At 64.8% G+C, this 11,825-nt stretch carries 11 protein-coding genes; 3 read left to right on the top strand and 8 right to left on the bottom strand.

Annotated elements, in window-relative coordinates:
* Positions 1–39 precede the first annotated feature (39 nt).
* The 3 genes from FJ960_RS06005 to FJ960_RS05995 all read right to left on the bottom strand — a co-directional run bounded on the left by FJ960_RS06005 (position 40) and on the right by FJ960_RS05995 (position 5,205).
* The gene (locus tag FJ960_RS06005; RefSeq protein ID WP_140712500.1) at positions 40–2,862 is read right to left on the bottom strand and encodes a DUF4159 domain-containing protein; all 2,823 of its coding nucleotides are present in this window, start codon (positions 2,860–2,862) and stop codon (positions 40–42) included.
* Positions 2,859–3,935, bottom strand: coding sequence for a DUF58 domain-containing protein (locus FJ960_RS06000; RefSeq protein WP_246672634.1), 1,077 nt, complete (start codon positions 3,933–3,935; stop codon positions 2,859–2,861). The genes FJ960_RS06005 and FJ960_RS06000 overlap by 4 nt, the downstream gene beginning before the upstream one ends.
* Before the next feature lie 265 nt (positions 3,936–4,200).
* The gene (locus tag FJ960_RS05995; RefSeq protein ID WP_027143386.1) at positions 4,201–5,205 is read right to left on the bottom strand and encodes a MoxR family ATPase; all 1,005 of its coding nucleotides are present in this window, start codon (positions 5,203–5,205) and stop codon (positions 4,201–4,203) included.
* A 157-nt stretch (positions 5,206–5,362) separates the two neighbouring features.
* Here FJ960_RS05995 and FJ960_RS05990 point away from each other — a divergent pair, with 157 nt between their 5' ends.
* Genes FJ960_RS05990 through FJ960_RS05980 form a run of 3 tightly spaced genes read left to right on the top strand, consistent with a single transcriptional unit; the run spans position 5,363 to position 7,883 of the window.
* Positions 5,363–5,992 (top strand): DUF1285 domain-containing protein, encoded by a 630-nt coding sequence (locus FJ960_RS05990; protein ID WP_140505185.1) that lies wholly within the window; start codon positions 5,363–5,365, stop codon positions 5,990–5,992.
* Entirely contained in the window at positions 5,992–6,624 is a 633-nt protein-coding gene (locus tag FJ960_RS05985) for a CoA pyrophosphatase (RefSeq protein ID WP_140505187.1), read from the top strand. The genes FJ960_RS05990 and FJ960_RS05985 overlap by 1 nt, the downstream gene beginning before the upstream one ends.
* On the top strand, positions 6,621–7,883 hold the full coding sequence (locus FJ960_RS05980) for a CCA tRNA nucleotidyltransferase (protein ID WP_140712498.1): 1,263 nt from the start codon (positions 6,621–6,623) through the stop codon (positions 7,881–7,883). The genes FJ960_RS05985 and FJ960_RS05980 overlap by 4 nt, the downstream gene beginning before the upstream one ends.
* A 48-nt stretch (positions 7,884–7,931) precedes the next feature.
* Here the strand turns inward: FJ960_RS05980 and FJ960_RS05975 are convergent, their stop codons facing one another.
* From FJ960_RS05975 to hemF, 5 genes are all read right to left on the bottom strand, one after another.
* Positions 7,932–8,729, bottom strand: coding sequence for a S8 family serine peptidase (locus FJ960_RS05975; protein ID WP_246672632.1), 798 nt, complete (start codon positions 8,727–8,729; stop codon positions 7,932–7,934).
* A 274-nt stretch (positions 8,730–9,003) separates the two neighbouring features.
* On the bottom strand, positions 9,004–9,582 hold the full coding sequence (locus FJ960_RS05970) for a hypothetical protein (RefSeq protein ID WP_140712494.1): 579 nt from the start codon (positions 9,580–9,582) through the stop codon (positions 9,004–9,006).
* 245 nt (positions 9,583–9,827) lie between these two features.
* Positions 9,828–10,013 carry a DUF1059 domain-containing protein gene (locus FJ960_RS05965; RefSeq protein ID WP_140504895.1) on the bottom strand — a complete coding sequence of 62 codons (186 nt, stop codon included), beginning with the start codon at positions 10,011–10,013 and terminating at the stop codon, positions 9,828–9,830.
* A gap of 213 nt (positions 10,014–10,226) precedes the next feature.
* Complete coding sequence (locus FJ960_RS05960; protein ID WP_140504897.1) at positions 10,227–10,487, bottom strand: DUF1344 domain-containing protein; 261 nt, start codon at positions 10,485–10,487, stop codon at positions 10,227–10,229.
* Between the two features lie 302 nt (positions 10,488–10,789).
* Positions 10,790–11,704 carry an oxygen-dependent coproporphyrinogen oxidase gene (gene hemF / locus FJ960_RS05955; protein WP_140712492.1) on the bottom strand — a complete coding sequence of 305 codons (915 nt, stop codon included), beginning with the start codon at positions 11,702–11,704 and terminating at the stop codon, positions 10,790–10,792.
* Positions 11,705–11,825 lie beyond the last annotated feature (121 nt).

Genomic DNA, 11,825 nt, shown 5'->3' with positions numbered 1-11,825 from the left:
GCAGGGTCGATCGGCGTGGGTGCAAGAAAGAGCATCATCCTACTGCCCTAACCGTTCGAGCAGGATGGGAACATGCACCTGGTCGGATTTGTAGTTGCCGGTCAGCATGTACATCATGATGTTGACGCCGGCGCGCAGCGCGTAGACCCGCTGCATCGGGTCGGCCGGCACGGTCGGCAGCAGCGGATCGCCATTCTCGTCGACCGCCCAGGCGCCGGCGAAATCATTGGCGGTGATCATGATCGGCGACACGCCGTCGCCGGTGCGCACCGGCCGGTTGTCGGCATTGCTGGCGTCGAGGGATGCCTCGACCCAGAGCGGGCTGCCGGCGAAACGGCCGGGAAATTCGGGCAGGATGAAGAAGGACTTGGTCAGCACATGGTCCGACGGCACCGGCTCCAGCGGCGGTACGTTGAGGTTGCCGAGGATGTCGCGCAGCCGCTCGGTCGCCGGGCTGGTGGAGTCGGCGCCGATGCCGTTGGCGAACTGGTCGCGCGTGTCGAACAGCACAGTGCCGCCCTGCTGCATATAGGCGTCGATGCGGGCGATCGCGGCCTGGCTCGGCATCGGTGCCGATGGGTCGATCGGCCAGTAGATCAGCGGATAGAAGGACAGCTCGTCCTTCGAAATGTCGACGCCGGCCGGCGCGCCCGGTTCGAGCGCCGTCTTCTCGATCAGGAAACGGGTCAGGCCCTGGAGCCCGGCGCGGCTGATCGAATCGACGCCCGGCACGCCGGTCAGCACATAGGCGATGCGGGTTTTTGAAATCGCCTCGATAGCGACCTGGTCACCCGGCTTGGCATCGTCGGCGCGCGCGACATCGGCATGGCCGAACAGTGCGCCAAGCCCGATCAATACAGCGGCGGTGGTTGCAGCGGCACCGGCCCGGCGCGGCCGGCGCGAAAACAGGCCGCCCATCCACAACACCGCCAGCGTGTCGAGCAGCATCAGCAGCAGAGCCGCCGCCACCAGCGCACCCTTCAGGTTGCGCGATTCATCAAAGGCATACTGGACCGTGCTGACCGGCACCGACACTTGCGGGCGCGCCAGCGGCTCGAACGTGCTTGCGGCGTCGAGCAGATTGTGGGCGTAGACGCCGGTCTCCGAGCCATAGAGGCCGGGCGGGTTCTCGAAGGTGACCGGCAGTGCCCCGGCGCCCGGCACCAGCGGCCGCGCATCCGGTGTCGGCGGCACCAGCGAGCCGTCGGCCGCGATCATGCGATAGGGTGCCAGCGACGTGGCGGCGGCTTCGGCATTGGCGATCGCCGCGCCCTGGTTGCGGGACAATTGCACGATGCGGCGCAGCATCTCGACGAAGCTGCCCGAGATCGGCAGGTTCGACCATGTCGCCTCGGGCGTGACATGGAACAGCACCAGCGTGCCCTTGCCCTTCTTCAGCCCGGTGACCAGCGGCGTGCCGTCGGCAAGGGCTGCCCAGGTGCGCTCGACGATGTCGGGTGTCGGCTCGGCCAGCACCTGCCTGGTCACCGTGACCTCGGTCGGCGGCGCCAGGTCAGCGAAGGGGCCGGCCTTGGGAAATTCGGTGACCGGCTGCGGCGAGGTCCATGACAGCGCGCCGCCGAGCGAGCGCTCGCCGGTGCGCAGGCGGACCGGCAGCAAATCGTCGTCATTGCCGGCGGCCGCCAGCCGTGAGCCGGCGAAACGCACCAGCGTGCCGCCATTGTCGACCCAGTCGACCAGCCTTTGCCGAACCTGCGCGGGAATGGTGCCGATATCGGCCATGACGATCATCGCCGGCTTCTGGTCGAGGATCTGCGGGATGGCGTCGGCGAGATCGGCGCTGGAGGGCTCGACCAGATCGGCGAAGGGCTGTAACGCGCGCCTGATGTAGTAGAGCGGCGACAGAAGCGGCTGCGCCTGGTCGGCCTCGGCTTGCGACAGCAACCCGACGCGGCGGCGTTTGGAGCTTTCGTCGAGCACGCGCACCGCACCCGCATGGCGTTCGCCATCGAGCGCGATCGAGGCGAAGTCGTTGCGCAATTCGAACGGCACCGCCATGGTGCCGGTGGCCGTGGCCTCGCCCGGCGCGAAGGTCAGGGTCGCATCGGCGATGCGGCGGCCCTTGTCGTCGAAGGCGCCGGCGGTGACCTGCGCCGGGGCGGGATCGCCGGGCGCGCGGACGGCGGTCAGACCAAAGCCGTCGACCTGGTTTTCAGCTGATCTCAGGCCGGTCAGGGAAAGCCGGTCGGCCACCGCCCATACAACGCGGGCGGCATTTTTGGACAACAGCGTGTTGAAAGCGGCCTCGTCGCCCTTGGCCGCCAGGCCATCCGCCAGCACGGCGACGCTGGCGCCGGGCAAGCTCTCCAGCACACCAGCGACGCGGGCATAGACGGCCGGCCGGTCGGTTGGGATCGGCCGCGGCTTGGCGGCGCGCAGCCGGTCGAGCGCGGCGGCGGCGTCAAAAGGGCCGATCTCCGCATTGGGCTTTTCGGCGGTGAAGGCGATGATAACAGGCAAGCCGTTCGAGCCCGCGTCGTTGATCAGCCGCTCGGCGGTGGCGATGCGCTTGTTCCAGTCGGCGGCGCTGGCCCAGTCATTGTCGATGACCAGCGCAAGGGCGGCGCCCTCGGCCGGCAGCTTTTCGCGCGGGTTGAACACAGGTTCGGCCAATGCCGCGACGACGAGGGCCGCCATCAGCAGCCTGAGCAGCGTCAGCCACCAAGGGCTGCGCTGCGGTGTTTCCTCCCGTCTCAGCACACGGGCCAGGATCTTCAGTGGCGGGAACACCTCGGTTCGCGGCTTGGGCGGCGTCAACCTCAGCAGCCACCAGATCACCGGCAGCGCCAGCAGGCCCCACAGCACCATGGGAGCGCCGAAGGAGAGCGGCAGCCAGCTCATGCGGCGGTCTTCCCAGGCTTGCCGCCACCGGCGGTAATGTCAGGCTTACCGCCACCGGCGGCAATGTCAGGCTGATTGTCACCGGCAATCATGCCGGGAGTGGCGCTCGGCCCGGCATGACCAGCGGTCAGCCCGGCATGACCAGAGGTCAGCCCGGCATGACCGGAGGTCAGCCCGGCATGACCGCCATCGGCGGTCATTGCCATGTGCAGGCGCACCAGTGCGTCGGAAGCCAGCCGGTCGGTGTGGTTGACGGTAAAGCTCCAGCCGAGCCGCTTGCACCAACTGGCCAGTTCCTGGCGGCGGGCGGTGTAGAGCAGGCGGTATTCGTCGGCCAACATCTCGGCGCGGCCGGCGGTCAGCTTGTCGCCGGTCTCGGGATCGGTGAACTCGGTGCGGCCGGCATAGGGGAAAGTTTCCTCGGCCGGGTCGGCGACCTCGATCAGATGCGCGCGCACACCGTGGCGGGCGAGCACGTCGAGCCAGGCCATGGTTTCCTCGACCGGATCGAGGAAATCGCTGGCGATGACGATGTCGCAGAAGCGCCTGATGTCGGACAGATCGGGTTTTGCCGGCATCTCGCCGGCATGCATGAGTTGGGCCGCGATGCGCTCGGCGCCGTTGCGGGCAGTGAACGGATCGGTCAGCCCCGGCCAGGCGATGCGCTCGCCGCTGCGTGACAGGAGCTCGGCCATGGCCAGTGTCAGCACCAGCGCGCGCGATTGCTTGGAAACGCCGGCACCCGTCGATTTGTAGAGCATGGACGGCGAGGGGTCGGCCCACAACCAGACTGTATGAGCGGCTTCCCACTCGCGATCCCGCACATAGGTGTGATCGTCGCGGGCCGAGCGGCGCCAGTCGATGCGCGAGGAATCGCCTTCGACATAGGGCCGGAACTGCCAGAAATTCTCGCCGATGCCGCGCTTGCGACGGCCATGCCAGCCGGCGATCACGGTGTTGACGATACGGCGCGCCTCGACCAGCAGGTCGGGGACAAGCGAAGCCCGCAACCGGCCGCGGGCGAGCGCGTCGCGCGTCGCTGCCGGAGCCTGGACTTCGCCGATACGCGCCATTAGGGTCTGGACCCGCTAATATGATCTAAATGGTGTGAGGTCATCTGTTCGGATACGCGGAGCGAAGGCGCAGGAAGCCATTCGGCTTTCAAGTCCTTCGCGACAAAGTAGGCGGGCAGATGGACCACATCCTCCGGACGCCGAAATGGCTGCAAGCTGCGTCGTCGAACCGCTTGGCCGGGGGAAAGACCCCGACCTTCGCGGTTCTCCTCGCATTTTTTTGCCATTTCAGGCGCCATTTCGATCATATTAGCGGGTCCCGACCCTAAACGCCTTTCACGAGTTTCGCCACGACGTCGCGCACACTGGTGCCCTCGGCACGGGCGGCGAAGGTCAGCGCCATGCGATGCTGCAGCACCGGCTCGGCCAGTGCCCTGACATCGTCGACCGAGGGCGCCAGCCGTCCGTCGTAGAGCGCGCGTGCCCTGGTGCACAGCATCAGCGCCTGGCTGGCGCGCGGACCCGGGCCCCAGGCGACATGCTTGTCGGTGTCGGCATTGCCCTGGCCCGGACGCGCCGAACGCACCAGGGTGAGGATCGCCTCAACGACGCTTTCGGGCACCGGCATGCGGCGGATCAGCGTCTGGATCTCCTTCAGCCGTGCCGGCTGCAGCACGTTCTGGGCTTTCGCGTCCTCGACGCCGGTGGTTTCCAGAAGGATGCGGCGCTCGGCCTCGATTTCGGGGTAGAGGATGTCGACCTGCATCAGGAAGCGGTCGAGCTGGGCTTCGGGCAGCGGGTAGGTGCCTTCCTGCTCCAGCGGGTTCTGCGTCGCCAGCACATGGAAGGGCGAGGGCAGATCGTAGCGCGCGCCGGCAATGGTGACATGATATTCCTGCATCGCCTGCAGCAGCGCCGACTGCGTACGCGGCGAGGCTCGGTTGATCTCGTCGGCCATCAGCAGCTGGGCAAAGATCGGGCCGGAGATGAAGCGGAAGGAGCGCTTGCCGGTTTCGTCCTGCTCCATGACCTCGGAGCCGAGAATGTCGGACGGCATCAGGTCCGGCGTGAACTGGATGCGGCGTGAATCAAGCCCGAGCACGACGCCCAGCGTCTCGACCAGCTTGGTCTTGGCCAGGCCCGGCACGCCGACCAGCAGCGCATGTCCGCCGGCCAGCAGCGCCACCAGCGTGCGCTCGACGACGTTTTCCTGGCCGAAGATCACCCGGCCAACCCCGTCGCGGATCCTGGAGATGTCGGCAAGCGCCTTCTCGGCCTCGGCGATCATGTCCGTTTCGCTGATCGGGCTTTCCTTGACCATCACGCTCATGCCGCATCGATCCCTTTGGTTGGAATGTCATGGTTTGGAAATACTGGTCCGCACCATACCATAGACCGCCGCGATTCGGCCTCGCGGAGCGCCTATGGTTGAACTTAAATCACAGACTTAGGCTGACAAGCGGAACAACAGTGACTATTTCGTGACGATGACGGAACACCACGAACATCGCCAACAAAGCCTTACGCAGGCCACCGAGGCTCGAGGCCTCGAGGCGCTGATCTCGCGCGCGGCCCGTGCCGGCAAGGGCGCGGCGCCGGTCGAGCGCTGGAATCCCGACTTTTGCGGCGATCTCGACATGGAGATCAGGGCCGACGGGACCTGGTTCTACCTGGGCACGCCGATCGGCCGCATGCCGCTGGTACAGCTTTTCTCCTCCGTGCTGCGCAAGGACGCCGACGGCAGGACCTATCTGGTGACGCCGGTGGAAAAGGTCGGCATCCGCGTCGCCGATGCACCGTTCATCGCCGTCGAGATGGATGTTTCGGGCGAAGGCGAGGATCAGGTCATCACCTTCCGCACCAATGTCGGCGACGTGGTCGAGGCCGGACCGGAGCGGCCGCTGCGCTTCGTCGACGAGAACGAGACCGGCGGTTTGAAGCCCTATCTGCTGGTGCGCGGCAGGCTGGAGGCGCTGGTGGCGCGGCCGGTCATGTACGAACTGGTCGGGCACGGCGAGGAGATCGAGATCGACGGCAGGGCGATGTTTTCGGTGCGCTCGAAGAACGCCGTGTTTCCGATCATGCCGGCGGATCAGTTGGAGCGGTTGAGCGCATGATGGACCAGGTGTCGCCGGCACCGTTCTCATCGGCGGATTTTCGCGCGCGCTTTGCCGCGCAGCCGGACGCGCATGCCGGCGACGACTATGGCGATCACCGCTTCAATCCCGGCCACCCGCGCCTCAACCCAGGCAAGCCGCTCCGCAACGCGGCGGTGCTGATCCCGGTGGTCGACCATGACGGCGAGGCGACGGTTCTCCTGACCAAACGGGCCGAGAAGCTGCGCAATCATTCCGGCCAAGTGGCTTTCCCGGGCGGCACGATCGATGCGACCGACGCGAGCCCGGAGGCGGCGGCGCTGCGCGAGACCTTCGAGGAGATCGGTCTTGCCCCGGATCGCATCGAGATCATCGGCCGCATGCCCGATTACGTCGCCGGCAGCGGCTATCGCATCGCGCCGGTGCTCGGCATCGTGCGGCCGGGTTTCCAATTGGCTTTGAACGTCGACGAGGTCGATGCCGCCTTCGAAGTGCCGCTGCGCTTCCTGATGGACACCGCCAATCACAAGCGCGACAGCCGCATGTGGAACGATCTCGAATGGTTCTTCTATGACATGCCCTATGGCGACCGGCGTATCTGGGGCGTCACCGCCGGTATCATCCGTACGCTCTATGAAAGGCTCTATGCGTGAGTGTTTCGATCGCGGGCAGGGCCGACTGGCTCTCCGACAAGCATTTGCAGCGCCTGCTGGGTGTGCTTACCGAAGGCGGTGAAGAGGCACGCATCGCCGGCGGCGCCGTGCGCAACGTGCTGATGGGCCAGCCTGTCACCGACATCGACATCGCCACCTCTTGCCTGCCGCAGGAAACCATTCGTCGCGCCGTGGCGGAAGGCTTCAAGGCGGTGCCGACCGGTATCGAGCACGGCACCATCACGGTGGTCGCCGGCGGCAAACCCTACGAAATCACCACCTTGCGCGCCGATGTGGAGACCGATGGCCGCCGCGCCAAGGTGTCGTTCGGACGCGACTGGAAGCTCGACGCCGAGCGGCGCGATTTCACCATCAACGCGCTCTACGCGGGGGCCGACGGACGGGTTGTCGACCTTGTCGGCGGCATTGCCGACATCGAGGCGCGCCGGCTGCGCTTCATCGGCGATCCGGAGGCCCGCATCCGCGAGGATTATCTGCGCATCCTGCGCTTCTTCCGTTTCTTTGCCTGGTATGGCGATGGCCGGCCGGACGCCGAGGGACTGAAGGCCTGCGCCCGGCTGAAGGAGGGCCTCGGCCAACTCTCGGCGGAACGCATCTGGTCCGAACTGAAGAAGCTCTTGTCGGCCCCCGATCCTTCGCGGGCGCTGCTCTGGATGCGGCAGGCCGGTGTCCTGACCGCCGCGCTGTCGGAAAGCGAGAAATGGGGCATCGACGCGATCCACGGGTTGACCAAGGCCGAGAAGGACCTGAGCTGGGCGGTGGATCCGATGCTGCGGCTGGAGGCAATCGTGCCGCCGGATGCGGCGCGCATGAAGACGCTGGCCGAGAGGCTCAGGTTCTCGACCGCCGAAGCCGACCGCATGCTCCACTGGGCGCTCTCCACGGCCATCGAGCCGAAGACGACCGAGGGCGAACTGGCGAAAAAACTCTATCGCGGCGACCGGCAAGGGTTTGTCGACCGCCTGCGGCTTGCGCTTGCCGCGGCGCGGGTGCGCGCTGTCGAGGACAATAATGCATTGCTTCAAGCGGGCGGCTTTTCGCGCCTGCTTGCCTTTGCGCTCAAATGGGAAAGGCCCGAATTTCCGCTGCGTGGGGCCGATCTGACCGCGCTCGGCGCAACGCCAGGGCCGAAGCTCGGCGAAATCCTGAAAAACATCGAGGCGGAATGGATCGAAGCGGGATTTGCGCCTGATCGCGCCGCGCTGCTCGAACGCGCCGCGCAGGCTCTTGAAACGTAGGCCAGAACCGCAAGGTCTCTGCCGGTGCCACCATGCGATTCCGTGCCGCTACCTGATCGACAGCGGAGCGAGGGCACGCGAAAGGCTTGCCTCGCCCTTGCCATAGACGGAGGCGCTATAGTTGGCCAGCGTGTCGGTGCGGGCCGTGTTCAGCAACTGGTTGGTGATCTGGGTCGGCGTTGCCTTGGTGAACTTGCTGCCCACGATGGCAGCGTAGCCGGCAACGATCGGCGCGGCGAAAGATGTGCCGTAAAGGCCGGTCTTGTCCCCGGTGACACCGACGACCAGGAAATGGCTCTGCACAGCCTGGTTGGAGCCGGCGATGTTGGAGTACCAGGCCATGCTGGCCTTGTTCGACGTCGTGCCGTTGCTGTTGAGCGCGCCGACGAAAATCGCGGATGCCTTTCCGACCAGGGCGAGGTCGAGATAATCCTGCTGGCCGCTGGTGACGCCGCCCACGGCAACCGCGTCGTTGCCCGCGGCCTTCGAAACCACGGCCGTTCCCTTGGTGGCATAGGAGATGATGGAGGCTTCCTCGGCGCTCCATCCGATCTGGCTGGGGCTGTAACCCGCATTGGTGTACATGCCATAGCTCAGATTGAGCACGTTCAGGCCCGGCGACAGCGCGACCGATGAGCTGGTGGAAAAGTCTTTCGACCTTATGGTTGCCAAGGGCGCAACCATGCTGACTTCTTCGCGGGTCCATTCGCCGTGGCGCTGGGTCTGCGTGCCGATGCCGAAATTGCCGCTGAACTTCGATGTGCTGGAGAAATCGTCGACGATCGTGATGGTGACGCCTTGGCCCTTGTAACCGGCACTCCATGCGGCTCCGACATCCGGGCTCATCCAGCCCTGCAAAGTCTGCGATGTGGCCGCCGGCAAGGTTGCGCTCAGGCATATGGAAGCGTTCGTCCGACCGCCCAGGCAGAGCGCGGATAGCGGATCCGGACCGCCAGCTTCTTGAGCCGCCGCCATGGAAGCCGGCAGAAGGGCGAGGGCCGTGGCGACACCGAACTTCCAACGCGCATTTGACATGATCTTACCTCGGTTCAAACGGAAGCTAGGACGGACGACCGCAACTCCGGCGGCTACGCCACATCTCGTGCCCGGCCCCTCGCGATCAGAAAGTAACACGGTAATTCAGCCAGAGATGCTGGCTCTCCGGTTTAGCGTTAACCAGATATTTCAAGGTTTCCTCGGGCGCCATCTCGCCGGCGGCGAGCCGGCAATTGACGCTGTAGGTGCCCAGATCCCCATAATCGGCCTGGCAGGGCTTTTCGGTGAGCTTACCGCCGAAGGTCGTGGTGAACGACAGGGACAGTATGCTGTTCGCACTCGGATGCAGCTGTGTGAGGAAACCAAGCTTGAGGCTGGGCTCGATCCGATATTTCTCGCCTTGTTCCCCGGTGCCAAACCCCCAAAGAATACCGGTGTCCTGCGTGATCTGCGTCATCAGGTCCACATGCATGTCGACCCAGTTTGTCTGGTACCACTGATTGAACGATATCCGGCTTCCGGTCTGCAACTCATACCCGCCGTCACCCAGACCTCTCGCCTTGTCGCTGAGCGGCGAGCCCTGGTGGATGTCGATGAGCGATGTCGCCCATTCCTGGGCAACCGCCGGCGGCGCGCCGAGGAGCGCCCACGGCAGGAGCGCCGTTGCGCACAAACTCGCACGATTGCCGAACTTTTCGCGCATCCGCGAAACACCTCGCCCCACCGATTCCGGACCAGCGCCTGACGGCGACGGGCTCCTCTGGCAGCCCCTGTAGTCTGGCATCAGTCTGAACGATCGCACGGGTTCGGTTACCGCACGGTTTATTTTAGCTGGAGCAAATATGATTTTTGGAGGCGCAGGCGATACGTCGAAAGAAACCGATGCGACGCGCGTTACCCGAGCGCCACCGCGGTTCCTTTGTTAATACCGACAGCCCCCGCCGCGCCCTACGCCGCGTCGCGGGCCTTCTCAATTCGGGAGCGGATAGCCTCGATCATCGTCTCGCGGATGATCGTCTCGCCATGCGTTTCGCGCATATGCTCGACGGCACGGCGCATGATCTCGGCCTCCTCGTCGGCACGGGTGTGCCAGTCGCAGCCGGGAACCAGCGATCCGCAGTGGAACTGCTTCATGGGATTTCTCCTCTTCCTCCATGGAGCCGGATCGACTGCCCTGCAGGACAGGCCGGAGCTCCGCATCTTCTTGGCCCGCTGTGCGGCCTCGGAACCGGACCACGGGCAGGGTGAAGACCATAACACAGATGGGGTGGTATTGGTTGCGGTCAACGGTGAAAAGGCGGAGCAGCGCTGCTCCGCCCTCTTTACGCTAGCCCTGCGGGCAGGCCATCACTTCACGATCTTGACTGCCTCGGCAACCTTGTTCTTGCCGCTCATGTCCCACGTAATTCTGACCTTCTCGCCGACCTTCAGGCCAGGATCCTTGAAAGTCTCGGGAAGCGTAAAAGACGATCCATTGTCGAGAACCAGGCTCTTGGACGCCGTATCGAAGGTCTTGACCGTTCCGGTGGTATGCTTGACGGCGGCGAACGCCACCGAACCGGAAGCAAGAAGAGCGGCGGCGGCAGCGGAAACAATGATCTTTCTCATGCTGATATACTCCTGGAAGAGCGGGCATCCTTTTTGACGAGGATAATCCGCATCGTCTTTGGGCCGTCCGGTCGCGTCGAGTCGCGGCCCGCCTCGTTCCGACGCAATTCCGAAGGGAAAGCGGTTGCATTTCCTGGAATTGCCCTCAGGCAAACCACCGGCGCTTCCCGACCCAAATGCGACAAATAACCCAATTTTTTCAGCTGGATATTAGACGAAAAAGATATTCCTGGCGTCACATTCCGCGCCCATTTTCGACAAATGGGACATCAATGCGGCTTCACGTCGCGCTCACCATCTTGTTACGGCCAGCGCACCTCCGGCGGCAGGCTGGACAGGATCGAGGCGACATTGCCGCCGGTCTTCAGCCCGAAGATGGTGCCACGATCGTGAAGAAGGTTGAATTCGACATAGCGGCCGCGGCGGATGAGCTGTTCGTCGCGGTCGCCATCGGTCCAGTTCTCGTTGAAGTTGGCGCGCACCAAATGGCCGTAGACGACGAGGAACGAACGTCCGACGTCCTGGACGAAATTGAAATCGGCGTTCCAGCCGCCCTTCTCCTCCGCCGAATGCAGCCAGTCGAAGAAGATGCCGCCAGTGCCGCGCGGCTCGTTGCGGTGCGGCAGGAAGAAGTACTCGTCGCACCAGGCCTTGAATTTCGGATAGTCGGCGACGCCGGCGTTTTTCTCGCAAGCGAACTGCATGGCACGGTGGAAGGCTGTCGTGTCGGGATCGTCCTGCGTGCGGCGGCGGTCGAGCACCGGCGTCAGGTCGGCGCCGCCGCCGAACCAATGCCTGGATGTGACGACCATGCGCGTGTTCATGTGCACGGCCGGAACGTTCGGGTTCCACGGGTGCGCGATCAGCGAAATGCCCGATGCCCAGAAACGCGGGTCTTCCTCGGCGCCAGGCATCTGCTTCCTGAATTCGGGCGAGAACTCGCCATAAACGGTCGAAGTGTGGACGCCGACCTTCTCGAAGACACGGCCATGCATCATCGACATGGTGCCGCCGCCGCCCGTGCCTTGATCGCGCTCCCACGGCGTTTTTTCGAAACGGCCCGGCGACCACGAAGCCAGTGGCCCGCCGAGATCCTGCTCGATCTGCTCGAAGGTGGCGCAGATGCGCTCGCGTAGCGCCTCGAACCAAAGCCGGGCCTTCATCTTCTTCTCTTCGATGTCGGCGGGCAGCCCCGCCGGTATTTCAGGTCGTTCCAAGTGCCGTCTCCGGTTGCGGGGCGGTGAGTCGACAAAAGACTCGTCTTTTCCGGGCGCGATCCCTAATCTCTTAAGGGACAGGGTCAAGTCACTTTGGTTTCGCGCATGATCCTTTCCGAAC

It is taken from the genome of Mesorhizobium sp. B2-3-11 (assembly GCF_006442215.1).
Classification (GTDB): domain Bacteria; phylum Pseudomonadota; class Alphaproteobacteria; order Rhizobiales; family Rhizobiaceae; genus Mesorhizobium; species Mesorhizobium salmacidum.
The sequence above is the reverse complement of the archived record's forward strand: the minus strand, read 5'-3'. Positions and strand labels throughout refer to the sequence as shown.

Excerpts from the sequence above, each read along its gene's own strand:
- FJ960_RS05970 (WP_140712494.1), bottom strand. The coding sequence starts at position 9,582 with ATGCGCGAAAAGTTCGGCAATCGTGCGAGTTTGTGCGCAACGGCGCTC.
- FJ960_RS05965 (WP_140504895.1), bottom strand. The coding sequence starts at position 10,013 with ATGAAGCAGTTCCACTGCGGATCGCTGGTTCCCGGCTGCGACTGGCAC.
- FJ960_RS05995 (WP_027143386.1), bottom strand. The coding sequence starts at position 5,205 with ATGAGCGTGATGGTCAAGGAAAGCCCGATCAGCGAAACGGACATGATC.
- FJ960_RS06000 (WP_246672634.1), bottom strand. The coding sequence starts at position 3,935 with ATGGCGCGTATCGGCGAAGTCCAGGCTCCGGCAGCGACGCGCGACGCG.
- FJ960_RS05975 (WP_246672632.1), bottom strand. The coding sequence starts at position 8,729 with ATGAGCCCGGATGTCGGAGCCGCATGGAGTGCCGGTTACAAGGGCCAA.
- FJ960_RS05990 (WP_140505185.1), top strand. The coding sequence starts at position 5,363 with ATGACGGAACACCACGAACATCGCCAACAAAGCCTTACGCAGGCCACC.
- FJ960_RS05960 (WP_140504897.1), bottom strand. The coding sequence starts at position 10,487 with ATGAGAAAGATCATTGTTTCCGCTGCCGCCGCCGCTCTTCTTGCTTCC.
- FJ960_RS06005 (WP_140712500.1), bottom strand. The coding sequence starts at position 2,862 with ATGAGCTGGCTGCCGCTCTCCTTCGGCGCTCCCATGGTGCTGTGGGGC.
- FJ960_RS05985 (WP_140505187.1), top strand. The coding sequence starts at position 5,992 with ATGGACCAGGTGTCGCCGGCACCGTTCTCATCGGCGGATTTTCGCGCG.